Raw genomic sequence first — 25,888 nt, forward strand, 5'->3', positions numbered from 1 at the left:
CGATTCAGCTTGTTGGTAAATTTTTTAAAAGACTCAGAAAAACTGTTTTAAAAACTGACGTTAACAAACGAGCCTTTGCCGCTGTCCTATAGCCTAGCTCACAAATTGGTTTGTTGTGTATTCAGGTGATTTACGTCAATTTTTAAGTTTTGCTGAATCCTTTCAGCTTTTATACTGAATCGGTTCAGCTTATAATTCAACTTATCGAAAGATCGTTGATGTATTAATATGATCGCGCGCACAGAATAAGGTTTAGAATATGACACTGGATGAAATAGCCAAATTAGCGGGTGTTTCTAAGACAACTGCAAGCTATGTGATTAACGGAAAAGCGCAGAAATACCGCATCAGCGAGAAGACTCAGAAAAAGGTGATGGCCGTTGTAGAAGAGTACAATTATAAGCCAGATCATGCGGCGTCTTCCTTGCGGGCAGGTAATTCACGCTCATTTGGGCTTATCATCCCAGACTTAGAGAACACCAGTTATGCGCGTCTTGCAAAGCTGATAGAGCAAAACTCTCGGAAAGCGGGGTACCAAATTTTGATTGGCTGCTCTGATGATGATCCTGATACAGAGCAAAAGGTGGCGGAAGCATTAGTCAGTCGTCGTATTGATGCGTTGTTTGTGGCAAGTGGTATGCCCACTGCAAACGAGTATTATCTTAAGTTGCAAAATTCTGGTACGCCAGTTATCGCGCTAGACCGTCCAATGGATGATGAGCACTTTTGTTGTGTCATCAGCGAAGATTTTGATGCCGCACTTGAACTCACTCAGTCAGTACTGTCAGAGGATATTAAGTCCATTGGCTTAATCGGTGCATTGCAAGATCTTCAAGTCTCAAAAGAGCGTGAGCTCGGTTTTCTATCTGCTTCTCAACAAGGTGGTAAAACGGCAACAGTGGGTTATGGACAACACTTCTCCCGGGAAGAAGGCAAGAAAGTCTTAGAGAGATGGTTAATAGAGAACGCATTGCCAGATGCCATTGTCACAACGTCATACACACTGTTAGAAGGCGTGTTGGATGTGATGCTCGAAAAGCCAGAACTCATGAGCAAAGTTCGCCTAGCGACGTTTGGTGATAATCGACTGCTGGACTTCTTGCCAGTGAAAATCAACTCTTTACCTCAACAATTTGAGTTGATCGCGGACAGCGCAATGGAGTTAGCACTCAACGCTTCCGCTAAGCGTTACAAGCCTGGCGTAGAACTTATCCCACGTAAAATTGTGAAACGCCACTGAGTAACTAAATAGGTTACTCAAAGCTTTACTTCAGCCGTCAGCGCCACAAATGCGTGGTCGCTGGCGTTTTTATCTCTGTCATAAATCGGGTTGATCAGATGTTGGTTAGACACCTGATAGTCAACAACCTCGGCAACCGATATATCTGATAAGGTGTCAAACTCTTGTGAGAGCAAGATATAGTCGAGTACGTTCCCAGTGGAAAAATGATAGTGCGTGACGGGGCGTTCATCCTTCTGAGCGTCACTTTGCAATATCCAACCATCTTTGAGTTGTAATTCAGTGACACTGTCACCAGTGTTGGATACCAATGCGCTATTAACGCTGATAGGAGTGATAGGTTGATTCATATCGCCCATTAACACTGTCGGCATTGGTTCTTTTCGATACCTCTTTTGCATCGCGTCTCTTAACATCGATGCTTCCCAGCCTCTTTGCTGGGTGGATAACCAGCGCCCAATAATCGTGCTGGACGTTTCTGGTTGTTCTGAGTCGGCCGGGCGTTGAGATTTCAGGTGCGTTACGTAAACGGCGATATGACCAAGTACAGGATGTATTACTTGGGCATAGATAGGTTTGCGACTGAACTCTGGAGCAACACTTACTCCAAAAGGCTCAAGCGTTGCTAAGTCAAACTCTACCGCTTGTACTTTTTCTATTGGAAACCGAGAGGCGATTGCCACAACAGGGCTTGAGTAAATGTACTCATCCTCAACATGTGGGGTGTCAACGGTCGCAAAGTAGGGGTAGCCGATGGTTGAAAAGAATGCCTGGGTCTTCTCGATACTGAATACTTCTTGTAAGCCAATCACGTCGCCTTCCAGTTTTTCAACTTGACGTTGCGTCCACGAAAGTTTGTCTCGCCATTGCTCTAACGAGTATATGTTCTCGAAATCATAGTAGGCGTTAGGCGGTGCGACAAAATTAAACAAGTTCGCAGTGACAAAGGTAATTCTACTTGGTTGAGACAAAGTATTCGCTCTTTTCAACAATAACTTAGAGAGTATATACCTTCAGGCTGCGTAATTGCAGCTTCGTTTGAGCTACGCATCGGTATACAAGCTAACAAGCGACAAGTTAAATGGGTTAAGAGGTGCTCAAATGCCAAGGCGAATCGGTGATTGAACATCGGCAGAGGTTTCTATTTTTAAGCATTGCGTTTAAACTTCAGGGCATCAAATAGTAAGAGTAAGTAACATGACCCAAGATTACGACCACGAAGAGTATTTAGAAGGCGAAGAGATTGAGATCGAAGCGATTGGCATCGATGTTGATGCGCATCCAATCGAACTATACAAGCTTTTTAAAATCGCAAACTTGGTCAGCGGTGGCGGCGAAGCAAAACATATCATCGAGGAAGGCTATGTCGCGGTGAATGGTGAACTAGAAACACGTAAGCGCCGCAAGATGTATGATGGTGACTTTTTTGAGTTTAACCAGGAATATTATGTTGTGGTTTGCGATGCGCCAGTAACCGAACCTGAAACGGCAGAGCAAAAAGCAGAAAAGAAAGCGAAAAAAGAAGCACAGTCTTCTCGTAAAGATAAGTCTCGTCAAAGTAAGTCACCCAAAGCCTCTGGGCCTAAATCAACAGGCCGTAAAGCGGCACATAAAGAGCGTAAAGCGCAGAAAGAAGCGTTGTCTCAGTCTGCTAAGAAAGGCAAAAAAGAAGACAAACCGCAAGCCACTCGTGATCCGAAGAGCGGACGTAATTCTATTGATTTTTTCTAGGGAAATGAACGCTTAACTAAATAAGTGACATCTGAGTAAAACTAAAAAGCGCCGAGCATATTATATCGGCGCTTTTTTGGTTTCACTGTGCTGTAAGTGGGCAGTGTTAATGCACTGTCGTCTCGATGTTTAGGCTATCTGTCCAGTGATGAATGGCGCAAGGCTTTCCTAAGTAAAAGCCTTGGTAATAATCCAAATTAAGTTGATACATAGCTTGTAGCTGCCCGTCTTCTTCAACCCCTTCTATAATGACTTTTGCTCCCATATGATCCGCTAGATCAACAGCGCTATGTATGGAAAAGGTTTCTCCGGCGCAGTAGTCTAGCAAATAGGAACGATCGATTTTGATGATGTCAGGGCAGAGCTGCTGAACACGTGCGATATCAGAATGTTGGGCGCCAAAATCATCGATAGCAAAGATAAAACCATTCGCTTTCATTAACTGTACGGCTTTGATTAACAAATCCGTATCTCCGCATGACTCTTCGACTACTTCAAAAACTACGTCTGTTGGGCTCATACCAAGTTCGGAAAGGCGTTTGTAAAGCAGGCCGTTATCTTTAAAGCCCATGTCTTTGGTTAGTGTGAGTAGCGTTTGAGGCATGACGTTAAGAAACAGTTTGATCGGCGTCCCCGCGAAATAGCGTGCAAAATTTCGAATGTGCATTGCTCTGGATAAAAACTCTACACATAAGCGAAAGTAGGGATCAAGACCATTATTGGCCAGAAACACGTCAGGACGAATTAGGGAACCATCAATGCCACGAATACGCAGTAAGGCTTCCATACCAATAATACGTTGGCGTCTATCAAAAATTGGCTGATAAACACTGTGAAAAGTGAATTGATTGAGAGCTACGTAATATTCACCAAGATTATCTTGTTTTATGTATCGCTCGTAGTCGGATTGATTCTTTAACTCCATGAAAAACGCCGAAAATTTAGCATCTTGCCAATGTAACAGGGTGCAATTCTGATTTGAAGAATCAAATGTGCCTAATTACATATGCGGTTGAGTTAATTTGAAATGGCTTCCGATTTTGCTTCAATATGGCGAAAAATAAGTGACAGACCAAAACAAATTAAGAAGTAAGCGAGGCCGACAATCAACCAAATTTCAAATATATACCCTGATGAATTTGCCATCTCTGTCCCAACAAACGTCATTTCTTGTATCGAAATCAGTGAAACAATAGAGGTGTCTTTCACCAAAGAGATGGTTTGACCGGCAAGTGCAGGTGTTATTGATTTAAGCACCTGTGGCGCGATAACAAATCGGTATTTCACCCACCGAGACAAGCCCAATGAGTCAGCCGCCTCCCACTGACCTTGGTCGATACTTTGTAAACCACCGCGCACAACTTCTGCAATGTAGGCAGAAGAGAGTAAGCCGACACATAACACGCCAGAGGCAAGGTTTTCCCAAAGGTTTGAAGGCCCAAACAGAAAGCGCTGTAGCGCATTTGGTTCGCCGTTGTAGTTTCGTAGAAGATCTTCCAAACCGAGTAACGGGATCAATTGGTTAGAAATGAAAAAGTAGAAAATAAAAACAAACACCAACGGAGGGATGTTTCTCACTAACTGGATAAACGCATTGGCAGGTGTGCGCAACCAAACGGAACGAGAGAAGCGTGCTAAGCCTAACAAAGTGCCAAACACTAATGCGAAGCTGATGCCCCAAATACTGAGCCTTAACGTCGAAATCAAACCTTGGAAGAAGTAGGGCAAACCACCATCTGCTCTAGGCGTGAAAAGTAATTCAAGCGCCTCTTTCCACTGCCACAAATAATGCACACCAACAGCGGACCGATGGTACAGCCAAACACCACCGATACCGCACATAACAAGTATTACCCAGTCTAGTGTGTTTAATTGCGGTAAAAGGTAGCCTGTGCTGGATTTCGCGGGTGCTGTGCGAGTGGTAGTGTGTTCGCCCAAAAATTTGACTCCGATAAGTTATGGAAAAGTAAAATGGATGATTGGAGAGTATAGGCTCGCGGCGTCCACGAGCCATTTAGATTACTGGCCTTGCGCGACTTGATCTTGCCAATCTAATGTCGAGAACCAGTATTCATAACGTTGTTTTAACCATCCATCTTGGGTTCTTGCTTCAATCCATTTATTGAAAAAGGCCTTTTTATCTTCTTCCCCCAAGCGAACTGCAAAGGCTTCGTTACCTTGTGATAGTCGCTCAGAGAATGGAAGGAATAGTTTGTCGCTGTGTTTCACTGTCTCATGTTCTGGTTTTGGGCTAGAAGCAATGACCGCGTGGGCGTTACCATTCAGCACCTCTTGGAACGCTTGCGCGTCGTCATCAAATTGCAGGATCTTCGCTTTCGGGAAGGTTTCTCTGGCTACTTGAACGGTGAATGCGCCGCGACGAGCCGCAATTTTTACGCGTCGTGAGTCAAAATCCGAAAATTCGCTAAAACCAGAGGCGAGTTCTTTGTTTGCTGCTACTTGAACGCCTGAGTGCGAGTAGGGCTCAGTAAACAAGACGCTTTTGGAACGCTCAGGCGTAACCGACATGCCACCGATGATCACGTCGAACTTTTTCGCCAGTAGTGCGGGAATAATGCCATCCCATGCAGTCGGTACGAATTCCACTTTCAAACCTGAATCTTGTGCTAAGCGTTTGGCAACATCGATTTCAAAACCGATTAACTCACCTTGCTTGTTACGCATTGCCCAAGGTACAAATGTTGACATACCAACGCGCAAAGTGCCTCGTTCTTTGATTTGATCTACATTGGGTGTGGCGACATCTTCTTTCGCGATTGTAGGCATAGCGATGGCTAGCCCTAATAATGCAGTAATGGTCGCTTTGAATAACTTCATGTTATCTCCTTATAATTTGCGCCAACTGGCTCCGAGTTTGTGTTCTAGCCATGCAGACAAGCCAGAAAGTGACAGAGTGAGAGCAAGATAAATTGCTGCCACGGTGAACCAAATTTCGAACGGCATCGCCGTCTCTGAGACGATGTTGCGTGCCTGTGTTGTTAGATCAAAAATCGCCATCACGCTTACAATGGAAGAGTTTTTGATCAAAGAAACCACTTCATTGGTTAATGGCGGTAATGTGCGCTGTAAAACCTGAGGCAAAATTACGTCTTTGTAGGTATAAAACGGTGATAGCCCGAGAGTTTGTGCTGCTTCGAATTGCCCTTTAGGAATACTGTTTAAACCTGCACGGAATATTTCCGCGGTGTAGGCACCTTGGAAAAGGGACAATGCCAAAACGGCGGTGCTGAATCGGTCCAAACCAATCGCGGGGCCAAACACGAAGTAGAGTAAATAGATTTGCACCAACAACGGCGTGTTACGTATTACTTCGACATAAGTGGTACCAATAACATTGCCGACTTTCGAATCGCTAAGCCTTAGTAACGCGGTAACCAACCCTAATACTAAGGTAAAAAATAGACTAATAGCCGAGATGTTAAGCGTTACTAATAGCCCATCAATAAGTTCTGCCGGCCACCATTCGCCATCTTCATAAAAAGCGATGTAATCAGGTACGCGCTCCCATTGCCATTGATAGCCCATAGCGTCGGCACCAGAGTCCAACACCCACACAATCGCGATAAAGAGGAGCGTCATTTGCAGTAAAGCTTGAAGGACTGGTTTGATTACGCGAACTATCATCAGTAACTTAAAATTTGGTTCAAAAATGCTTGGGTGCGTGGATGCTGTGGTGTCTCAAATAAGGCGACTGGAGAGTTCATTTCCACGATTTGGCCTTCATCCATAAATACCACGCGGTTCGCTACTTTTTTGGCAAATCCCATTTCATGCGTGACGCAAATCATCGTCATTCCGCTTTGAGCCAGCTCAACCATGACATCCAACACTTCGTTGATCATTTCCGGATCAAGCGCCGAAGTTGGCTCGTCAAACAGGAGTAAATCCGGTTCCATACACAAGGAGCGGGCAATCGCGACGCGTTGCTGCTGACCGCCAGAAAGCTGGATAGGATACTTACTCGCTTGCTCTTCAATATTGACTCGCTTTAGGTAATGTTTTGCGCGTTTTTCAGCTTCTTGTTTTGACAATTTTTGTGTGCGAATCGGCGCTAAGGTGAGGTTTTCCAGTACAGTCAAGTGAGGAAAAAGGTGAAAGTGTTGGAACACCATGCCGATTTTACCGGGCTTGAGAGATTTTGCGTGAGAAGGCTGGTCGAACACATGAAGCTGGCCTCCTTGAATCGATTCAAGATGGTTGATGCAACGAATGAGCGTTGATTTTCCGGAACCTGAAGGGCCACACACCACGACGATCTCGCCAGAATGCACGGAGAAGTTGATGTCTTTTAGAGCGTGGTAATCGCCATACCACTTATTTACGTCGCTAAACTCAACGACGGGAGTATTCTCTTTCAAAGGGGCACGCTATAACGGAAAAATATCCTTTTACAATAGCAAGTTGTGCGCGTAATTTCATTAAGAATAAGCTAATGTTTAGGCGATGATTTTAAGACTCTATTCAGATCGCTTACAAGATACATCCATGTTTCTTTAATGTTGGTGCAGTCTAGAGTATGACTAACTCAGTTCAACGAGATACGGATAACGAACAACAATCGCAACAACAGACATAACCATTAATGTCTGTGCAGAATAGTAGGTCACCATGACAACTTGTCGTGAAAATATTGACCGTCCTCCAAAGCGTTCGAAAGCCAATACGATGCCAGAGATAATAAAGATAAAGCTTCCGAGCACTGCAAAGGAGGAGGATTGTGTTTTCCCACTCAAATAATACTCGATCGAAGCCCAGCACATAGTCATCAGTACCAATATATAACTAGCAACTGGCCGTTTTTCTTTACCGAGATCCGGTCGGAACAACCAGTAGACGCATATACCGAGTCCGAACAAGGCAATTGGGAGCCAAGGTGTAAAATGCCACGCTGACATGATGGCAAAACCATAACTATAGGAGAGATGGGCAGAGCAAAAGAGCACTAATCCTGTAATGAACTTGTCTCTAGGGAGCATTAATAACACGTCACCAAGCAACGAGAGCGATAAGCCAATCAAAATCCAATGCGCATATGGCATTGGGTAAGCCGGGGACTGAATTAAAATACCAAGCATACAGAGCACTGGTAATGGTTTAGAAACGTAAAAGAGCCATTTAGAGCCTTTACGGATACTGATGATATGTATGAATGCTAATACGACAACAACTAGCCACATAAAGTGTTTTCTCGAACAGACAAAATTATGTAGTACATCACTACAACAAATCAAAACTTAATTAACGAGTTAACTCGTTCTTTGATCTCAATTATTTTTATTTGTGTAAAGCTGGACAGTTGTCTCTTTACTAACCAACACGGCCGATTTTTTGTCTGGAGGGAATCGTTGTTTTTAGAAGCCTCCTCGTTTTGAACGTGATGTGGCTTACAAAATAGCATAAAAAAACGGTATTGTGACTGTTAAGTCACAATACCGTTAAACCCTAGGAAGGGCAGTGAAGAATTGCTGCAGTTATGAGACAGCTAACTCTAAGATTTCTCGGCTACGTTCAAGTGTGATCGCCTGGTTTTCACCTAAAACAGTCATGCCGTGTTTGTTTAGTTGATCAATGATGGCATCGATAGCTTGTTCACGGCTCTCACCATAGTTTTCGAGCTTAGTTGCGACATCAAGTTGATGATAAAACGCTTCGATAGCTTCGATTGTGCGCTCTGCTAAATCCTCACCTGCTTCAAGAGCAAATACGTTGCGACCCATTTGTTCTAACTTAGGGCGCTTAAACTGCATTTGGTTACGAAGTAACGACGGTTGGACAATTGCAAGAGAACGCGCATGATCAACGCCCCATAGAGCCGTTAATTCATGGCCGATCATATGTGTTGCCCAGTCTTGTGGAACGCCACTACCAATTAACCCATTCAATGCTTGGTTAGCAGACCACATTAAGTTTGCGCGCCACATATCGTCGTCTCGTTCCGCAAACTGTTCTCCGAGTGTTTTTAAAGTTTTCAGCAGTGTTTCTGCGTAACCATCTTGAACCATTGCACCGGTAGGAAGCGTCAAGTATTGCTCACATACGTGCACCCATGCGTCAACAATGCCGTTGATAAGCTGGCGTTCTGGCAGTGTTTTCATTACATCTGGGTCTAACACGGCAAATTTTGGCTGCACTGCTGGAGACATGAACGGAAGTTTGTCTTGAGTTTCTTTTTTAGTGATAACTGCGCCCATGTTTGACTCTGAGCCTGTTGCTGGCAATGTCAAAATTGCAGCTAGAGGCGTCGCTTCAGTGACTTGGTGCTTACCAATCATGATATCCCAACCATCACCATCATACTTTGATGCCGCTGCTACGTATTTGGAGCCATCGATGACTGAACCACCACCTACCGCTAAAATAAAGTCAACGCCATGCTCTTTTACCATTGCGACTGCTTTATCGAGTGTTTCTTTGGTTGGGTTTGGTTCAACACCTGAAAACTCTAGCCATTCATGTGCCTCAAGAGCTTCTGCTACTTGGTCGTACACGCCATTTTTTTTGATGGAGCCACCACCGTATACCACTAAAACTTTTTGGTCGGATGGGATAGCTTCTTTGATTGCTGCGATTTGTTTTTGACCAAAGAAAATCTTGGTTGGGTTTACATAAGAAAAGTTCATTACTAGCCCTCTTGCTTCCAGTGAAGGAGATTGAATACATGCATATTAGTCCTGATTAACGATGGTTAACAGGTCGATTTCTGCAAATAATTTGCCTATTTCTACAAAATTAATGCTCTTGAGCTAGAAAGTTAAAGTCGAGAGGAAGTATAGTGCTCGAAACGATAATAGAGACCAAACTCGTTGGTCATTGATGGAGCGCTCTAATGCACACTCTCGCAGATATCATGCAGCAATATGTTGAAAAGCAGGGGCTGCATGACCTAGAAGGTATGAAGAAAACAGCGATAGATGGCGTATGGTTTTATCGCAGTAGCAAAGGGAATCATCGCCAGCCGTTTGTCTATCAGTCCGGCATCATCGTATTGGGTCAAGGGCATAAGAACATTCATATTGGTGATACACCAGTGCAATATGGGCCCGATGATTACCTTGTTGTCGGGGTTCCCATGCCACTAGAGTGCGAAGCGTTTGCGACAAACAATGAGCCTTTACTTGGCATTTCGATAGATATTTCGCCAACGCTTCTTCATAAACTCGTTAAAAAATTAGAGGGTGAGAAATTCAGTAATAAGTGTCTGGATGCTACCCGTTGCGGCCTTAAGTCGGTACGTATGAATGAAGGTATGTTGGATGCGTGCAAGCGGTTAATGAAAGTAATGTGTGACGAGCTTGATGTCATCATGCTTGGCGAGCTGCTTCTTGAGGAAATTGTGTATCGTACTTTGGTGAGCAAAGAGGGGTATGTTTTATTTGACCTAGCACATCAAGAAGGTTCTTACGCGAGGGTAGCTAAAGCACTAAATCGTGTACATCAAGCGTATCACGAACAGTTGAACGTACAAGCATTGGCTGAAGAAGCCAACATGAGTGTGTCTGCTTTCCATCAAGCATTTCGCAATGTCACGCTTGAATCTCCGTTGCAATATATTAAGAAAGTTCGACTTAACAAAGCGCGCGAATTGATCCAGTTAGAGGGGCGACGTGTTAATGATGCAGCGAGAATGGTTGGGTACACGAGCCCATCACAGTTTAGTCGCGAGTACAAGCGGCATTTTAATGAAACGCCAAGGTCAACAAAGGCTTAGTGATCTTTATTTCAAAATGGCGACTTTTTTTACCTTTTTTATTAATTTGCGAGTGACATATTTATTTAAGTTATAAAATTAGTTACTGGTGCCAAATAATAGGTACGTTGTTGCAATCATTTAGTGGATTGTTGCGAGGCGGTGTGGAAAACTCGTAAATAGATAGTGTGAAATCACCAACTTGTACTTAAGTTATTTTACGTCGAAATAAAAGTATAGATGCGCTTCGTTTAGCGCATTTAGTATTGTTTTAACAATAACTTAAGGAAGAGCGATTATGCACCTTAAAAACGGCAACGCAGTGAAAAACGTGTTCACACTAAGCACACTCACCGCTTCTTGTCTTATGGCCTTCAATAGCTACGCAGCAGTTGACTGTGCCCCTCTAGAAACTTGGCAATCATCAAAAGTTTATAACGGTGGCGACCAAGTTCAGCATGAAGGTAATGCTTATAAAGCGCGTTACTGGACGCAAAACAACAATCCAGCGCAATCTGGTGAGTGGGGCGAGTGGGAAACACTTGGCGCTTGTGATGGCACTGGACCGGTTGATCCACCTCAGAATGAAGTCCCGACGGTTACTCTGACATCGCCTTCTGCGTCGGCTTCTGTGACTGCGGGTGATGTTGTTAACCTAGCTGCAGATGCGGCAGATACTGATGGGACTGTTAGCAAAGTAGAGTTCTTTGTTGATGGTGTATTAGTTGGTCAGGCAACGTCTGCGCCGTATGCTGCATCGTGGACAGCAACTGAAGGACAGCACGAGTTCTCTACCAAGGCCTATGACGATGCAGGTGCCGTTAGTACGGCAAGTGTTGTGACGTTAACTGTGGCATCAGCGCAACCTGGTAACGAAGCGCCGACAGTGGATGTCGTGCTTTCTGCGAACTCTATTGACCTGGGTGGTTCCGTCACACTGACTGCAAATGCTACGGATGCGGATGGTACCGTTGCTAAAGTTGATTTTTATGTTGCAGGTGTGCTTGCTGGCACTGCTACAACAGCACCATACACGCTGGATGTAACCCCTTCACAAGCTGGCTCATTAAGTGTTTATGCGAGAGCAACCGATGATGCTGGAGCAACAGCAGATTCTGCACTTGCAACGTTAACGGTAAACGGCGGCGCAGTGACATCTAATTGTCGTCCTGATGGTCTTTATCAAACAACGGGTGTAGATGTTCCTTACTGTTCTATTTATGACGAAGAAGGCCGTGAGAAAATGGGGGCTGATCACCCACGTCGTGTAATCGGCTACTTCACCAGTTGGCGAGCAGGTGACGACCCACAATCGACTTACCTTGTTAAAGACATTCCTTGGGAACAACTTACTCACATTAACTACGCGTTTGTGAGTATTGGTTCTGACGGCAAAGTAAACGTTGGCGACGTTAATGATCCTAACAACCCTGCTACAGGTAAAACTTGGCCAGGCGTTGAGGTAGATCCTGCTCTTGGTTTTAAAGGTCATTTTGGTGCACTAGCAACTTACAAGCAAAAACATGATGTTAAAACGCTAATCTCGATTGGTGGTTGGGCTGAAACGGGCGGTCACTTCGATACGAACGGCGATCGTGTAGCTGATGGTGGCTTCTACACCATGACGACGAATGCGGACGGTTCTATTAATCATGCTGGTATTGAGAAGTTCGCAACTTCTGCCGTTGAAATGATGCGTCTGTACAAGTTCGATGGCCTGGATATTGACTATGAATACCCGACGTCAATGGCTGGTGCTGGTAACCCTTACGACAAAGACTTCATGGAACCACGTCGTCAGTATTTATGGGCGTCTTACCAAGAGCTGATGAAAGTATTGCGTGAGAAACTTGATGCGGCATCCGCGCAAGATGGTATTCATTATATGCTGACTATCGCAGCACCATCTTCAGGTTACTTGCTACGTGGGATGGAAACCTTCGATGTAACTAAGTACCTAGACTACGTAAACATCATGTCTTACGACTTGCATGGGGCTTGGAATGATCACGTTGGTCATAACGCGGCTTTATTCGATACAGGTAAAGACTCGGAGCTAGCGCAGTGGAACGTATACGGCACTGCTGCATACGGTGGTATCGGTTACTTGAACACAGACTGGGCTTACCATTACTTCCGTGGTTCTATGCCAGCAGGTCGTATCAACATTGGTGTTCCTTACTACACCCGTGGTTGGCAAGGTGTTACTGGTGGCGAAAATGGCCTTTGGGGCCGAGCGGCACTACCAAACCAAGCAGAGTGCCAACCGGGCACAGGTGAAGGTGAGAAGAACAACTGTGGTCACGGCGCTATTGGTATCGACAACATGTGGCATGATACCGACCCTAAAGGAAACGAAATGGGCGCTGGTTCTAACCCAATGTGGCATGCTAAGAACCTAGAAAACGGTATTTGGGGCTCTTACGCAGCTGCTTACGGTCTCGACCCAGTCAACGATCCTTCAGATAAGTTTGTTGGTACTTATACTCGTCATTACGATAGCGTTGCTGTGGCACCTTGGTTGTGGAACGCAGAGAAGAGCGTATTCCTATCTACGGAAGATAAAGCTTCTATCGAGGTGAAAGCCGATTACGTTATCGATAAAGAGATCGGCGGTATCATGTTCTGGGAACTAGCAGGTGACTACAACTGTTACGTACTGGATGCAAATGGTAATCGTACGGCAGTAGATGCAACTGAACAAGCTTGTGCGGCGGGTAATGGTGAATACCACATGGGTAACACTATGACCAAAGCTATCTACGACAAGTTTAAGTCTGCGACGCCTTACGGTAACAAAGTAGCGACTGGTCCAACACCAACTGAAGCAGTAGACATTACTGTTAGTGTTGGCGGCTTCAAAGTTGGCGACCAAAACTATCCAATTAACCCGAAAATCACGTTTACGAACAACACTGGTCAAGCGATCCCTGGCGGTACTGAATTCCAATTCGATATCCCAGTATCTGCGCCGGACAACGCGAAAGACCAATCAGGTGGTGGTTTGAAAGTGATTGCTTCTGGACATACTCGAGCAAACAACATTGGTGGCTTAGATGGCGTAATGCACCGTGTGTCGTTCTCTCTACCAGCATGGAAAGACTTGCCGGCGGGCGGCACTTACGAGCTTGATATGGTTTACTACCTACCAATCTCTGGTCCGGCTAACTACTCAGTGATTTCTGGTGGTAAAGAGTTTGCGTTTAAGTTTGAACAGCCAGATCTACCAATTGGTGATCTCAATGCGGGCACGGGTGGTGGTACCACTGAACCAGGTACGTGTGATACGACAGGTTTAGTGACATACCCAGCTCTGCCACAAACGGATTGGGCAGGTAATCCAAGCCACGCTAACCAAGGTGATAAGATCATCCACAACGATGTGGTTTACCAAGCGAACTGGTGGACAGCGGCTGAACCGGGTACAGATGGTAGCTGGTCAACGGTATGTAACATCTAATTATTATGGATTATTTGTTATAGCCTAATGTTTACGGGCACTTGAACAAAAGCGCACGATGATTATCGTGCGCTTTTTTGTTGTGATAGTTTGTCGTTTAATCGAATTGGTAACTTTCGGGTATGACGACAATACCTTTGTCTGAGATTTTAAATCGCTTTGCATCTTCAAGTTTGTTGATGCCAATTTGAGTATGTGGCGGAATACGAACATGTTTATCAACTATGCAGTTGACCAACTGACTTCCTTCACCAACCTCTACGTCATCAAATATGATGGAATCGACTACCGTTGCACTGTCTTGAATGCGTACGTTAGAGGAAATGATGGAATGCTGTACTGAGCCTCCAGAATTGATGACACCGGTAGCAATGATGGAGTTAATAAAAATACCTTCATTGCCTGTAGCAGAAGAAACGGTACGAGCTGGTGGAAACTGCGGCTCGTAAGTACGAATCGCCCAATTGGACTGATAAAGGTTCATTGGCGGCACAGGTTCTAGTAGATCCATATTCGCTTCATAGAAGGAATCAATGGTACCCACGTCGCGCCAATAGCAATCTTTATCGACGCGCCCTTTACTGCCACAGAATTGATAAGCGTAAACGGATTCGGTATCAATCAGCTTAGGTATGATGTCTTTTCCGAAGTCATGGCTTGATGAATCGAGTTTTGAGTCTTCTTCAAGCGCTTCTTTCAAAACATCCATATCAAAGATATATATTCCCATAGAAACAAGGCTTCTGGTCGCGCTTCCAGGAAGGGTAGGTGGGGTTTCAGGTTTCTCTATAAACGAAGTAACTAGCCCGTATTCTGCGGTGCCCATTACACCGAATGCTGAAGCATCCTCTACGGGAACATCCATACAGGCAACGGTGAGCTTAGCACCTTTCTCTTTATGCTCTTCAAGCATTGCGGCGTAGTCCATTCGGTAGATATGATCGCCGGATAACACAACCACATACTTTGCATCATTTCGCGATAGCAACCACATGTTGTGATAAATCGCATCGGCGGTTCCTTCATACCATGCACCACCTTTGCGCATTTGTGGTGGAACAGCAGTAATGTACTCGCCTAGCTCTGGATTGAATATCGACCAGCCGTCTCGTAAGTGTTTTTGAAGTGAATGAGATTTATATTGGGTTAAAACAAGGATCTTGCGTAAACCCGAATGTAAACAATTGGTTAGTGTGAAATCTATAATTCTATATTTTCCGCCAAAAGGTACGGCTGGCTTGGTTCTGTCATCGGTGAGTGGGCTGAGTCTAGACCCCATCCCTCCTGCTAAAATTACGGCGAGTGCGTCTTCCATAGTATTCCCTTTCCCTTTTCTGACATGCATCAAAACGGTGCTAACCTGAAGGAGGTGGTATGCAACGCAGAGGTTTTGAAAAGCATGTGCTAATGTGCTTATTAGTGAAAAGTCTACTACAAGAATCGAGCCATAGAATATCTCCTTAAAAATCAAGGAGGTTAAAATTTCACTGTAAGACAACTGCACCATATTAGTGAAGCGCTAAATAGCCCGTGCATCAAATTGGCGCAAAATTGTAGAAAGGAGAAGTCAACAAGTATGGATTTACAATGTAAAGTGGCGACAAAACAAGAAGATAAATAGGGTTTTCTAGCTTAATAACTATGGCTAAACAAGGCTTAGGGTTAGCGCCTTAACTCTAAAGGTCTAAAACAGGCGCGTTGATGTAAGGCAGGAGAGCTTTGTATCAACAATTCAAGAGTAGAAGGCCTGAGACAACTCTTTTCACAGTTGTTGAGAGTGAGTGGATAGGTAAGTAGACCACTCACTCAATGAATATGCTCACTTCACTGATAGCGATACGTTATCACTGCACTAAGAGAGACCGACGATATTTCCTTCATCATCAAGATCTAAGTTCATAAATGCGGGTTTATCAGGTAAGCCTGGCATCGTCATCACGGTACCAGATAATGCATAAACGAATCCTGCGCCCGCACACAAGCGCAGCTCGCGGATTGGGACGGTAAAACCAGTTGGTGCCCCTTTGACTGCGGAGTCCGTGGTTATAGATAGTGGTGTCTTCGCGATGCAAACCGCTAAGTTGTTAAAGCCTAATTGCTCAAAATGTTTGAGCTGTTCAGTCGCGATAGGAGTCATTTCTATATTGGTTGCTCCATAGCCCGCTTCACATACTGCCATGAGCTTTTCGAGTAATGATTGCTCTTTGTTGTATAACGGACAAAACTCTACAGGCGTGGTACACGCATCAATAACATGTTGAGCTAGTTCCGTTGCGCCTTGTCCGCCTTGCGAAAAAGCGGTGCTGATGGCTACTTTAACTTCGGGATTAAATTGGTGAATCAGATCTTCAAGAGCTTTAAGCTCTTTCACACAATCTTGTGGAAACTGGTTAATGGCAACGACAGCAGGTAAACCGTATTTATGAACGTTATTTATGTGCCATTTTAAATTTTCAAACCCAGCCTCCAATGCTGCTTGGTCCGGATTAAAAATGGAATCTGGAATAGCCATACCTGGTCGTAAATCGTAGTGTCCGGAATTCGCTTTGAGGCCGCGTAATGTTGCTACGATCACTACACAGTCCGGGGCTTTGTTGGCGGCAGCAGCTTTAATGTTACACGCTTTCTCAAATCCCATATCCGAACCAAAACCGGCTTCAGTTACCGTGTAACCTGACAGTTTGAGCGCAATATCGTCCGCGATAATGGATGAATTTCCATGGGCGATGTTTGCAAATGGACCTGCATGGATCAACGTAGGAACACCTTCTAGAGTTTGCATCAGTGTTGGTGCAATCGCCTCTTTTAGTGTTACTGCCATTGCTCCTGCAACTTGTAGATCTTCCGTAGTGACGGGGTTTCCGTTCAAATCGTACGCTACGACAATTTTCCCAATACGTTGACGTAAATCTTTTAAATCTTTGGCTAGTGCAATGATAGCCATTAACTCAGAAGCGGCTGAAATATCGAACCCTTCGTCACGCTCGAAACCATTGATGGTTTTTCCTGCATCATTGAGGCCAATTTTGACTTTACGTAGTGCACGATCATTATGGTCCATCACTCGTTTCCAAGTAATACTTGCCGTGTCGATTTTAAGTGCTCTTAACCCGGTGCGTGATTCAAAGGCATCATAACCCTCGCGTTGCTCATGGAACAAGCGAGCGTCAAGAGCGGCTGAAGCAAGGTTGTGCGCCGCTGTCACTGCGTGAATGTCACCAGTAAGGTGTAAGTTTAACTCTTCCATTGGAGCTACTTGAGAATAACCACCGCCCGCTGCGCCACCTTTAATACCGAAGACGGGTCCCATCGAAGGTTGCCTTATACATGCAATAACAGATTGATTAAGCTTTGCTAAACCTTGCGCCAGTCCTATCGTCGTAACGGTTTTTCCTTCGCCAAGAGGAGTCGGCGTGATCGCAGTGACGAGTACAAGTTTACCGTCATCATTTGCTTTGAGTCGTTCCAAACATTTTGGGTGGACTTTGGCTTTGTGCTTCCCGTGAGTGTCATACTCTTCGGGCAATAGTCCTACTTTTTCCGCGATAACATCAATAGAAGAAAGTGGTGTGTTTCGGCAAATTTCGATATCTGACTGCATGGAGAATCCCCAAAGTGGCACAGGTAGCGTTGAAAAACTACCTGAGTTATAACGAGTATTATTGTGAGGCAAAGGTCTGCTTGGTGATGGTACTGTTTCGGTTAGGCTTGTAAAGAGTTTACTGCTTCGTATTGTGCGACATACTAACGAAATCTACTCGTTATAGTGCTAGATAAAAACAAAAAGGCCACCAAATGGTGACCTTGATATATTTTTAGCTTTAAAGCTGTCGTTTTAACGATCCCAATAAGTCTCTTCTAAGCTATCTTCTCGTTCAGGAAGCGCTCGCGATAGGCGAGGAGAGTGCTGCGTCAACACTTCATAGCTTACTCGGTTTGCGTATTTACAGATCTGAGAAAGCGAGGAGTAGGTTAAGCATCGTACTTCGTGCTTTTCTGAGTTAGGCACTTCTTTTTGGTGGAAAGAGTTTGCTGCCATGTCATGCAGTAAGGCTGAAAGGGCTGCATCACCTGCACCATTAGTGTTCTTAATCTCTAATGGTCCACCAAGGTAAGGGCCGATGTGAGAGTAGACCTTCATTGGGTTTTGACAGTCTTCTTTACGCATCGCACGACTAAACTCGTACTGGTTAAAGGCTTCGAGGGAGCTTTCAAGGATGTCGTGTGTGGTTTCTCGTTTTACTTTCTCGTCGGTGTAACCAGCCATGTACAGACCATTTGGTCCTGCCGTACACAGTACGAGATCAACCCATTCAAGTGCTTTATCAGCAGCAGCTAGCGGCTCTGTTTCACCTGTTAGCGCCGCACCTTCTTCTTCATTCATAGCGACAACAGAAATGTTTTCGCGAATGTATTCTTGCCACCACTGTGCGTTACCTTCGATAACGTACTTTGTCCCTAACGTAAGTACAACAGGGACATCGTGCTTCTTAGCAAAGTCGATCGCTCTTTGTACCGCTTTAGGCATTGGATCTTCTTCTTTACCACGCATTAGGTAAGAAGAAACAACCAGGGCTGATGCTTTCTCAAAGATCTCTTCAGGAATGCTTTCCGGAAGTAGTTGATTCATATGACCTTCGTTGATAGCAAATGTACGCTCACCGTCTTGAGAAATTAGGGTGTAGCAGCGACCAATAGGGCCATCTACCGTTTGTAAATGGTTAAGGTTCATGCGTGAAGACGTACGGCAAAGGTAGCGATAAGCAAAAGAACCGACTTGAATGTTCTTAGACATCACACCGAGCAAAACGGATTTGCTATCGGCTAAAACTGAGTAGTTGTGAAGAGTATTGCCAATCGTGTCACCTGGGTATTGGTGTGTGATCAGGCCTTGCTCAACCAGTTCTTCGTAAAGTGCATCTGCTTTGCTTTCTTCAAGAACGAGCGAATGTCCTTTACTCAGGTTGTATTTCTCTAAAAACGCGTCATCTACACGTGCTTCGATATCTACAATGGTTTGACCGACACCAACAATAGTTGGGCGATATAGCTTAGGTGCCTGTCGGATTTGGTTTACTAATGGATCTCGAGCGTGAGTTGGGAAGTAGTGTTTAGATTTACGCTGACCAGGAAACTTCATGCTTGTTCTTGAGTGAGAAAAAAAAGAGGCGGGATTATATCACAAAAAAATGAAAATCGTGGCGATTTATTACAAAGAAGTCTGCTCGCTGAAAAAATCAGCGAGCTGAGTAAATAGCAACCAAAGCAGCTGCAATTTATGAGGCTTGTCGTATTGCAATGGGTTGTTTTTTAAACTTGTTGCTCAGCAGCGCCCGGAAAGAGCCCGCTCCGCGCTAACTAAATTTACCCGCGTTACTTTTTCACTTCAGTTGGCTCAACGTAAGCCTTGGTACCCCAAAGTGGGACTGTCGAAAGGCTATGCTTAAAACTACCATCGGTCTCTTTTGTTGTATAAGACAAGTAGAGTAAGGTTTGGTTATCGGCATCATAAATACGGCGAACCTTCATTGTTTTGAAGAAAATGCTTTTTGACTTCTTAAATACAATTTCACCGGACTTACTCTTATCTATTTTTGCAATCATTTCCGGTGTGATTTCGCCAGTCTGACGACATGATATTGAGCTATCACTTGGATCTGCTAAGCTGAAATCCGCTTCGATAGAGGCGATGTGACATGTGACACCTGTTACCACCTCGTCTTTCAACTCACCGACTTTGATGTCTTTCAAAGTAAACCAACCGAGCCCCACGTCAGCAACATCGTTATCTGAACAACCAACTAGAGTAGTAGCAAGCAATGCACTTAACAGCATCTTTTTCATTATTTTTGTCCTTAACTAGGAAAGATATTGATGAAATCTATCAGAGGTTTGCACCTAAAACAAAATTTAGCCACGGAAAGGTCTATGTGCGCTAGGTTTGTTGCGGGCTTCATGCTAATGTACTGCTCTAAACGAAGGTATCAAGATGAATGAACAACAGTTAGCCAGTATCGAGCGTAAAAATACATGGCTGTATGATCTGGTCGAAGTTGAATTTCCGACACCAGAGAGTTTGAAAGGGCGCGATGTCTATTTCAAAACGCTAGAAAAAGCAACGTATCAAGTAGTCGACAAAGACACACTACTGGAAAGTGACTCTGAATTTAACCCCGACGATATTTTTCTGGTCGATTTTCATCGACTGACCATTATGTTCTCTATCTTGCAATCTCAGCGCTGGAAACAGCAGTATGATAAAGATATGATCATTGAATATCTGACACAGATTATCCTCACGCCAGATTTTGAATTATATGTTGGTTTTAAATCTGGAGTCCCAATTGGTGCTGCTATTGTTAGCCATCTCGAAGGAAATACACTCATCTCTGATGTTGCTGTTTCTGAATCAAACTACAAAAGCTCGTTTGTGGCTGATCTGGCTAAAAGACTAAGCACCGAGCAAAAACTGTTAGACTCAGTGGTTATCGAAAACTAACTTACACATCAATGTGCATAAAAAGTAAAGCAAGATGACGTTGGGTGATCTTGCTTAGAAAAACTGTAATTGCTCCCTTCTATTTCCATGAAATGCCAAGCTCGTCGTTTCAACAATCCCAAACTCAAATAAGATTAATCCAAACATTCTTAAAATCAGCTTGGGCGTAAGCCTTTAAGACGTCTGGAGATGGCTATGGCAATTACCAATATTAAGTGCGTGATATTTGACTGTGATGGTACGTTGGTCGACAGCGAAAGACTGTGTTGCCAAGCGCTCGTCAATGTATTTAACCAGCATGGGGCTGAGTTAACGATGGAAGAGTGCGTTTCTCACTTTAAAGGAGGAAAGCTCGCTGACATCCTTTTAGATACTAAAGAATTGAAAGATATCAAAGTCCCAATTGATGTTTTAGAGCCGCAATACCGAGAAGAAGTCCAGTCTCTTTTTGTGCGTCACTTACAGCCGATGGATGGCGCAAAACGATTAATTCAGTTTTTGGATTCGCATAATATCGAATATTGTGTGGCGTCTAATGGACCTAAAGATAAAATTGAATACGCTTTGGAGTTAACCGGTTTACTCGATGCTTTCCGAGGGAAAGTGTTCTCGGCATTCGATGCGAATAGTTGGAAGCCTGAGCCCGATTTAATCATGTACAGTGCTATGAGCATGGGCTTTTTACCAAGTGACTGTCTTTATATTGATGACACTCCTAAAGGAGTTGAGGCGGGACTAAACGCCGGTATCAAAACGGTGCAGTTATTTAATGGTGAAGCTATCAATCGTGTTGATGACGAGCGTGTAATTCGCATCCATCATTTAGATGAATTAAAAGAGCAGCTGTGTGGCTGCTCTGTTTGACCTACTAATGGCAAACCGGACTCAAGCTGTGGATGTGCTTAAGTTTAGACTGTAGGTAAGGCGTTTGATGTAGACATTGGATAGATGAGAAGTTTTTTGTATGAAATCCACAAGCAGCGCATGTGAATTTCTCGCCATCCGATGAAATGAGATATTCATCTCCTTGGCAGAGTGGGCAGTTCAGGTTCTCTATGTCTTTTGTGTCTTTGTAATTATTCATATTGTTTTCCAGCAGCAAATTGGAATTGGCAAGATCAAGCATAGCGGAACGCTTTGTTTAAGAACATTATTTCATCCGGTACAGCGAGAACTTGAGATTCACTTCAAATATCCACTTGGATGTCGTAGAAAATATCGAAGGTAATAGTTGAACACGGTTTAAAGAAAAGGGCTCCTTAAGGAGCCCTTGTTGATCATAAGCCTCACAACGTTATGCGGTGCGGTAGCGTTGTAATATCTCACCAAGAGAAACGGAGGCTTGCGTGAGATTAGCGACGCCAGCGGTAGATTGCTCCGCCACTTCTCTGATTGTGCTTGATTGACTACGAATTTCTGAAAGTTCCGATGCAATATCGTTAGCCACTGCGCTTTGTTCTTCAGCAGATGTGGAAATCTGAATGCTCATGTCCATTAATGAGCGTGCTGACTCGGCAATAGAGGTAACATCATGGCCGATTTCATCAATAAGCTGGCTGCTGGTTTGAGCTTGCTGAACGGTTCGGTTGGTGATTGAAGCAATGTTCTGACTCTCTATTTGAAGCTTCTCAATCATGGCTTGGATCTCTACTGTTGCCTGTTGAGTTCTGCTTGCTAATGTACGTACTTCATCGGCAACCACTGCAAATCCACGACCTTGTTCACCAGCACGGGCTGCTTCGATTGCTGCGTTTAGTGCCAACAGATTAGTTTGTTCTGAAATGGCGTTAATCGTTGTGATCACGTCATTAATCTGCGTCGTATTCTCGTTTAAATTGGTTACTGACGTAGAGGCTTGTTCAATATAGCTAGATAACGTCTCTATCTCGCCAATCACGTTTTGTACACGGCTTCTGCTTAGTTCGATCTTCTGGGCATCTTGGTCTGACTGCGTCGTTGCTTGTTGAGAAATACTTGATACCTCCTTTGCAGAGGCTGTCATTTCTTCCATTGCCGTCGCGACTGAATCAAGCGTTTGATATTGATGAGATATCTGGGTTTCACTCAACTGCATATCTTTTTCGAATGCAGAAGATGTCTCGCTCAACATCGTTGCATTATTTTTAACACTATTAACCAGTTCACTTAAGGTATCCATAGACTTGTCTAGCGCACAGCCGATGGTACCGAATTCATCTCGACCAGGGTGAAAACCAAGACGAGAGGTTAAGTCACCGTCACCAATTTTTTCGGTTGTTGTATATAAAACCCACAGAGCTCCTCCGATAAACGTTGCCACCCAGTAAGAGAATAGGGCAAAAGGAATAACCCATAAGAAGCTGAGTAATAGTGACGATAGAGCTGATGATTTTACCGATTCGTATTGTGTGGACACATTTTGAGTCAGCTTAATCACTTCTCCAGAATGCAACTTGGCATAAGCGGTGACAGACCCATCGACAAAAGAACTCTCGCTTACGCGGTTCGATTTCGATACGCCGTCAATTTCTGTAGCGCGGTTTGATTGAGCATCAACGATACCAGAAAGCTTCGCTTCGCTCGCCGAGATGGCTTGCTGCTCAAATTGTTGTATTTCATTGAAGTAGCGGCTTCCAGCCACTGAAGTGAGGGCTACTAAAAATAGTAGGAATATAACCCACATTTTGTCGTTGATAGACATCTTGATAAACAGCCTGTCTATCGTTCTAAACTCAACTTCTCTCATTTAAAGCTCCATTAGAGATAAAAGATATTGACCAAATCTATTGCTATATCGAAACAAAATATGCGAAGTTAATCAGCAAAATATGTAACGAATACTAAATTTAGTTTAAGAAATGAGATCTAAGGACGCCTATAACAGTATGTTATATCTTTAAATTGACATGAATGTTGATAAAAGAGTCATTTCTCTAAAGTGTTAAGCGGATATGAAATCTAATTGCAATCGTTTACTTTTGATTATGCTCATAGGTTTTTAAATCTTTACTTCTCGCTGTCATGAATGTGTCATATAAAGACTATAAAAAGGAGTTGCTGATGTGGATATGGCAAGAGTCAGGCCGTCAGCAAGTAAAAGCAAGAGAGCTTAAAATAAAGGAGGTCACAATGAGCGACCAATACCAAAACGATGAGAGCTTAGAGCTGCTAGATGCGCTTGAAATTGGCATTATCTTGTCGGAATACGTTGGCTCAGACAACGAAGCCGAATAGCGGAACACTCTCATCTCGTCGTAATTGACGTTATACTAGGTTCATGTCACACCAAGCCCTAGAGGCCAAAATTGGCGTCGAATGAACTTTCTAGCCCACCTGCATATCGCAGATCACAGTAACAGCCATTTATTGGGAAACTTGCTTGGAGACTTCGTAAAAGGAGATCCAAGCAAGCTGTATGATCGCGATATCTCAAACGGCATCAGATTACATAGATTTGTTGACCGTATTACTGATCATCATCCAATCGTCAACGAATGTAAGCCTCATTTCACTGGTGTTGCGCGACGTTTTGCACCTATCGCTTTGGATATGTTTTGGGATCATTGCCTCGCAAAACACTGGAACGACTTTCATTCCGAGCCTCTCGAACACTTTGTAAAAACGGCATACGAGAGAGTAAACCGAGAGGTTCATGAACATTTGCCGCCACGTTTTTTGGTGCTCCACAGCAGAATGTGGCATGGCCGATGGCTTCAATCCTATCAAGATCTAGACAATATAGAATTTGCACTACATCGGATGTCGCAAAGAAGTCCTAGGATGGCAGACTTAACCACAACATTTAAAGTGATTGAAAGTGATTACACCGAATTAGAAGAGAAGTTCTCGTCACTTTATCGAGATGTTTTGCGCCAGTCGTATGATTTTCAGCAACAGCTTAATGACTCAACTCAATGAGATAGAAAAGTAGTATGGCTTTAGGGGCTCTGGTAAACTCTGCGCTCCAAAAATAATGAGGTTACACATGTCTGTTAATTTTGCTGATTTAGGCATCGAACAAAAGCTAATCGAGACGCTAGGCAATCTAAATATCGTGACGCCAACACCAGTGCAAGAAAAGTCAATTCCACACGTCCTTGCAGGAAAAAACTTACTTGCTGCTGCACAAACTGGTACGGGAAAAACGGCTGCATTTGGTTTACCTATCATACAAACCGTTCAGCAAAAGAAACTTAATGGCACACCTCAAGCATTGATTTTGGTTCCAACACGCGAGCTTGCACAGCAGGTATTTGATAATTTGAATCAGTACTCGGCAGAAACAGAACTTCGCATCGTGTGTGTTTATGGTGGTACAAGCATTGGCGTACAAAAGAGAAAGTTAGAAGAGGGCGCTGATATTTTGATTGCCACGCCAGGCCGCCTTTTGGATCACCTGTTTAATGGTAACGTAAACATCTCTAAAACCGGTATGCTCGTGTTAGACGAAGCCGACCGTATGTTAGATATGGGATTTTGGCCTGACTTGCAGCGCATCTTCCGACGTTTGCCTGCTGAGAAACAGATCCTATTGTTCTCTGCGACATTTGAGAAGCGAATCAAAACTATTGCGTATAAACTCATGGAATCGCCAGTTGAAGTCGAAGTTTCACCAGCAAATACGACTGCTGACACGGTAACACAAATGGTTTATCCAGTGGATAAAAAACGGAAACGGGAATTGCTAGCGTACTTAATTGGCTCGCGGAATTGGCAGCAAGTGCTTGTATTTACAAAAACGAAGCAAGGCAGTGATGAGTTAGCGAAAGAGCTCAAGTTAGATGGCATCAAAGCGGTTTCTATCAACGGTGATAAATCACAGGGCGCCCGCCAAAGAGCTTTGGATGAATTTAAACAAGGTAAGGTACGTGCTTTGATTGCAACCGATGTGGCAGCACGAGGGTTAGATATTCAAGAGCTAGAACAAGTCGTGAACTTTGATATGCCATTCAAAGCAGAAGATTATGTCCATCGAATTGGCCGCACTGGAAGAGCAGGAAAGTCAGGTTTGGCGGTTTCTCTTATGAGTAGAGATGAGGAGTACTTGTTGCAAGCTATCGAGAACCTGCTTGATCAACGCTTACCCCAAGAATGGCTGGCAGGTTTCGAACCAAGTCTTGTAGAAGAAGTTGAGCCTGAACAAAATGGGGGTGGGCGTCGTCGTAGTCGTTCATCTGAGAAGCGTAAGCTAAAAGCAAAATTGGCGATTCATAAGAATCGTGGTAAATCACGTAGCTCTCGCTAAACCGCGCAAACTTTTGTTCTTACATA

22 protein-coding genes are annotated in these 25,888 nt (G+C 44.0%); 9 read left to right on the forward strand and 13 right to left on the reverse strand.

Features of this window, described 5'->3' with window-relative positions:
• The first annotated feature begins 259 nt into the window (after positions 1 to 259).
• Positions 260 to 1,240: a catabolite repressor/activator gene (gene cra, locus R7Z78_RS18230; protein WP_104976111.1), complete on the forward strand. Its 981-nt coding sequence runs from the start codon at positions 260 to 262 to the stop codon at positions 1,238 to 1,240.
• Positions 1,241 to 1,257: 17 nt separating this feature from the next.
• Here the strand turns inward: cra and R7Z78_RS18235 are convergent, their stop codons facing one another.
• Complete coding sequence (locus R7Z78_RS18235) at positions 1,258 to 2,211, reverse strand: endonuclease/exonuclease/phosphatase family protein (RefSeq protein WP_169644076.1); 954 nt, start codon at positions 2,209 to 2,211, stop codon at positions 1,258 to 1,260.
• Positions 2,212 to 2,437: 226 nt separating this feature from the next.
• On the opposite strand from R7Z78_RS18235, the gene R7Z78_RS18240 reads away from it, so the two are divergent.
• Positions 2,438 to 2,971, forward strand: coding sequence for an RNA-binding S4 domain-containing protein (locus R7Z78_RS18240; RefSeq protein WP_005376400.1), 534 nt, complete (start codon positions 2,438 to 2,440; stop codon positions 2,969 to 2,971).
• Positions 2,972 to 3,077: 106 nt separating this feature from the next.
• On the opposite strand, the gene R7Z78_RS18245 is transcribed toward R7Z78_RS18240, so the two are convergent.
• The 7 genes from R7Z78_RS18245 to R7Z78_RS18275 all read right to left on the reverse strand — a co-directional run bounded on the left by R7Z78_RS18245 (position 3,078) and on the right by R7Z78_RS18275 (position 9,612).
• The gene (locus R7Z78_RS18245; protein ID WP_104976109.1) at positions 3,078 to 3,896 is read right to left on the reverse strand and encodes an EAL domain-containing protein; all 819 of its coding nucleotides are present in this window, start codon (positions 3,894 to 3,896) and stop codon (positions 3,078 to 3,080) included.
• A gap of 92 nt (positions 3,897 to 3,988) precedes the next feature.
• Positions 3,989 to 4,909, reverse strand: coding sequence for an amino acid ABC transporter permease (locus tag R7Z78_RS18250; protein WP_104976108.1), 921 nt, complete (start codon positions 4,907 to 4,909; stop codon positions 3,989 to 3,991).
• An 81-nt stretch (positions 4,910 to 4,990) separates the two neighbouring features.
• Entirely contained in the window at positions 4,991 to 5,809 is an 819-nt protein-coding gene (locus tag R7Z78_RS18255; RefSeq protein ID WP_086047417.1) for a transporter substrate-binding domain-containing protein, read from the reverse strand.
• 9 nt (positions 5,810 to 5,818) lie between these two features.
• The gene (locus tag R7Z78_RS18260; protein WP_104976107.1) at positions 5,819 to 6,616 is read right to left on the reverse strand and encodes an amino acid ABC transporter permease; all 798 of its coding nucleotides are present in this window, start codon (positions 6,614 to 6,616) and stop codon (positions 5,819 to 5,821) included.
• Positions 6,616 to 7,350, reverse strand: a complete 735-nt coding sequence (locus R7Z78_RS18265) for an amino acid ABC transporter ATP-binding protein (protein ID WP_005386072.1) — start codon at positions 7,348 to 7,350, stop codon at positions 6,616 to 6,618. The genes R7Z78_RS18260 and R7Z78_RS18265 overlap by 1 nt, the downstream gene beginning before the upstream one ends.
• Before the next feature lie 162 nt (positions 7,351 to 7,512).
• Complete coding sequence (locus tag R7Z78_RS18270) at positions 7,513 to 8,169, reverse strand: lysoplasmalogenase (protein WP_005376394.1); 657 nt, start codon at positions 8,167 to 8,169, stop codon at positions 7,513 to 7,515.
• A 294-nt stretch (positions 8,170 to 8,463) separates the two neighbouring features.
• Positions 8,464 to 9,612 carry an iron-containing alcohol dehydrogenase gene (locus R7Z78_RS18275; RefSeq protein WP_104976106.1) on the reverse strand — a complete coding sequence of 383 codons (1,149 nt, stop codon included), beginning with the start codon at positions 9,610 to 9,612 and terminating at the stop codon, positions 8,464 to 8,466.
• 206 nt (positions 9,613 to 9,818) lie between these two features.
• Here R7Z78_RS18275 and R7Z78_RS18280 point away from each other — a divergent pair, with 206 nt between their 5' ends.
• Positions 9,819 to 10,700, forward strand: a complete 882-nt coding sequence (locus tag R7Z78_RS18280) for an AraC family transcriptional regulator (RefSeq protein ID WP_053303593.1) — start codon at positions 9,819 to 9,821, stop codon at positions 10,698 to 10,700.
• A 277-nt stretch (positions 10,701 to 10,977) separates the two neighbouring features.
• Positions 10,978 to 14,139, forward strand: a complete 3,162-nt coding sequence (locus tag R7Z78_RS18285) for a chitinase C-terminal domain-containing protein (RefSeq protein WP_104976105.1) — start codon at positions 10,978 to 10,980, stop codon at positions 14,137 to 14,139.
• A 97-nt stretch (positions 14,140 to 14,236) separates the two neighbouring features.
• Here R7Z78_RS18285 and glgC read toward each other — a convergent pair whose 3' ends face one another.
• The 4 genes from glgC to R7Z78_RS18305 form a co-directional block, all read right to left on the reverse strand.
• The gene (gene glgC / locus R7Z78_RS18290) at positions 14,237 to 15,454 is read right to left on the reverse strand and encodes a glucose-1-phosphate adenylyltransferase (protein ID WP_104976104.1); all 1,218 of its coding nucleotides are present in this window, start codon (positions 15,452 to 15,454) and stop codon (positions 14,237 to 14,239) included.
• Positions 15,455 to 15,991: 537 nt separating this feature from the next.
• On the reverse strand, positions 15,992 to 17,740 hold the full coding sequence (locus tag R7Z78_RS18295) for a formate--tetrahydrofolate ligase (protein WP_104976103.1): 1,749 nt from the start codon (positions 17,738 to 17,740) through the stop codon (positions 15,992 to 15,994).
• Positions 17,741 to 17,974: 234 nt separating this feature from the next.
• Positions 17,975 to 19,279, reverse strand: a complete 1,305-nt coding sequence (locus R7Z78_RS18300; RefSeq protein WP_005376376.1) for an inosine/guanosine kinase — start codon at positions 19,277 to 19,279, stop codon at positions 17,975 to 17,977.
• 233 nt (positions 19,280 to 19,512) lie between these two features.
• Positions 19,513 to 19,983, reverse strand: a complete 471-nt coding sequence (locus tag R7Z78_RS18305; protein WP_005397614.1) for a CreA family protein — start codon at positions 19,981 to 19,983, stop codon at positions 19,513 to 19,515.
• Positions 19,984 to 20,128: 145 nt separating this feature from the next.
• Between R7Z78_RS18305 and R7Z78_RS18310 the strand changes: the two genes are divergently transcribed.
• Together R7Z78_RS18310 and R7Z78_RS18315 are read left to right on the forward strand one after the other, a co-directional pair.
• On the forward strand, positions 20,129 to 20,638 hold the full coding sequence (locus R7Z78_RS18310; RefSeq protein ID WP_104976102.1) for a flavodoxin: 510 nt from the start codon (positions 20,129 to 20,131) through the stop codon (positions 20,636 to 20,638).
• A gap of 195 nt (positions 20,639 to 20,833) precedes the next feature.
• Positions 20,834 to 21,502: an HAD-IA family hydrolase gene (locus R7Z78_RS18315; protein WP_047103569.1), complete on the forward strand. Its 669-nt coding sequence runs from the start codon at positions 20,834 to 20,836 to the stop codon at positions 21,500 to 21,502.
• A 430-nt stretch (positions 21,503 to 21,932) separates the two neighbouring features.
• Here the strand turns inward: R7Z78_RS18315 and R7Z78_RS18320 are convergent, their stop codons facing one another.
• The gene (locus tag R7Z78_RS18320; protein ID WP_025767793.1) at positions 21,933 to 23,363 is read right to left on the reverse strand and encodes a methyl-accepting chemotaxis protein; all 1,431 of its coding nucleotides are present in this window, start codon (positions 23,361 to 23,363) and stop codon (positions 21,933 to 21,935) included.
• A 314-nt stretch (positions 23,364 to 23,677) separates the two neighbouring features.
• Between R7Z78_RS18320 and R7Z78_RS18325 the strand changes: the two genes are divergently transcribed.
• From R7Z78_RS18325 to R7Z78_RS18335, 3 genes are all read left to right on the forward strand, one after another.
• On the forward strand, positions 23,678 to 23,851 hold the full coding sequence (locus tag R7Z78_RS18325) for a hypothetical protein (RefSeq protein WP_005376381.1): 174 nt from the start codon (positions 23,678 to 23,680) through the stop codon (positions 23,849 to 23,851).
• Between the two features lie 81 nt (positions 23,852 to 23,932).
• Positions 23,933 to 24,535: an ACP phosphodiesterase gene (locus R7Z78_RS18330; RefSeq protein WP_104976101.1), complete on the forward strand. Its 603-nt coding sequence runs from the start codon at positions 23,933 to 23,935 to the stop codon at positions 24,533 to 24,535.
• Between the two features lie 67 nt (positions 24,536 to 24,602).
• Positions 24,603 to 25,862: a DEAD/DEAH box helicase gene (locus tag R7Z78_RS18335; protein WP_169644078.1), complete on the forward strand. Its 1,260-nt coding sequence runs from the start codon at positions 24,603 to 24,605 to the stop codon at positions 25,860 to 25,862.
• Positions 25,863 to 25,888: the final 26 nt, after the last annotated feature.

It is taken from the genome of Vibrio sp. 1167 (assembly GCF_033340375.1).
GTDB lineage: Bacteria > Pseudomonadota > Gammaproteobacteria > Enterobacterales > Vibrionaceae > Vibrio > Vibrio alginolyticus.

Excerpts from the sequence above, each read along its gene's own strand:
- cra (WP_104976111.1), top strand. The coding sequence starts at position 260 with ATGACACTGGATGAAATAGCCAAATTAGCGGGTGTTTCTAAGACAACT.
- R7Z78_RS18240 (WP_005376400.1), top strand. The coding sequence starts at position 2,438 with ATGACCCAAGATTACGACCACGAAGAGTATTTAGAAGGCGAAGAGATT.
- R7Z78_RS18245 (WP_104976109.1), bottom strand. The coding sequence starts at position 3,896 with ATGGAGTTAAAGAATCAATCCGACTACGAGCGATACATAAAACAAGAT.
- R7Z78_RS18255 (WP_086047417.1), bottom strand. The coding sequence starts at position 5,809 with ATGAAGTTATTCAAAGCGACCATTACTGCATTATTAGGGCTAGCCATC.
- R7Z78_RS18260 (WP_104976107.1), bottom strand. The coding sequence starts at position 6,616 with ATGATAGTTCGCGTAATCAAACCAGTCCTTCAAGCTTTACTGCAAATG.
- R7Z78_RS18270 (WP_005376394.1), bottom strand. The coding sequence starts at position 8,169 with ATGTGGCTAGTTGTTGTCGTATTAGCATTCATACATATCATCAGTATC.
- R7Z78_RS18275 (WP_104976106.1), bottom strand. The coding sequence starts at position 9,612 with ATGAACTTTTCTTATGTAAACCCAACCAAGATTTTCTTTGGTCAAAAA.
- R7Z78_RS18280 (WP_053303593.1), top strand. The coding sequence starts at position 9,819 with ATGCACACTCTCGCAGATATCATGCAGCAATATGTTGAAAAGCAGGGG.
- R7Z78_RS18285 (WP_104976105.1), top strand. The coding sequence starts at position 10,978 with ATGCACCTTAAAAACGGCAACGCAGTGAAAAACGTGTTCACACTAAGC.
- glgC (WP_104976104.1), bottom strand. The coding sequence starts at position 15,454 with ATGGAAGACGCACTCGCCGTAATTTTAGCAGGAGGGATGGGGTCTAGA.
- R7Z78_RS18295 (WP_104976103.1), bottom strand. The coding sequence starts at position 17,740 with ATGCAGTCAGATATCGAAATTTGCCGAAACACACCACTTTCTTCTATT.
- R7Z78_RS18300 (WP_005376376.1), bottom strand. The coding sequence starts at position 19,279 with ATGAAGTTTCCTGGTCAGCGTAAATCTAAACACTACTTCCCAACTCAC.
- R7Z78_RS18305 (WP_005397614.1), bottom strand. The coding sequence starts at position 19,983 with ATGAAAAAGATGCTGTTAAGTGCATTGCTTGCTACTACTCTAGTTGGT.
- R7Z78_RS18310 (WP_104976102.1), top strand. The coding sequence starts at position 20,129 with ATGAATGAACAACAGTTAGCCAGTATCGAGCGTAAAAATACATGGCTG.
- R7Z78_RS18315 (WP_047103569.1), top strand. The coding sequence starts at position 20,834 with ATGGCAATTACCAATATTAAGTGCGTGATATTTGACTGTGATGGTACG.
- R7Z78_RS18320 (WP_025767793.1), bottom strand. The coding sequence starts at position 23,363 with ATGAGAGAAGTTGAGTTTAGAACGATAGACAGGCTGTTTATCAAGATG.
- R7Z78_RS18325 (WP_005376381.1), top strand. The coding sequence starts at position 23,678 with ATGTGGATATGGCAAGAGTCAGGCCGTCAGCAAGTAAAAGCAAGAGAG.
- R7Z78_RS18330 (WP_104976101.1), top strand. The coding sequence starts at position 23,933 with ATGAACTTTCTAGCCCACCTGCATATCGCAGATCACAGTAACAGCCAT.
- R7Z78_RS18335 (WP_169644078.1), top strand. The coding sequence starts at position 24,603 with ATGTCTGTTAATTTTGCTGATTTAGGCATCGAACAAAAGCTAATCGAG.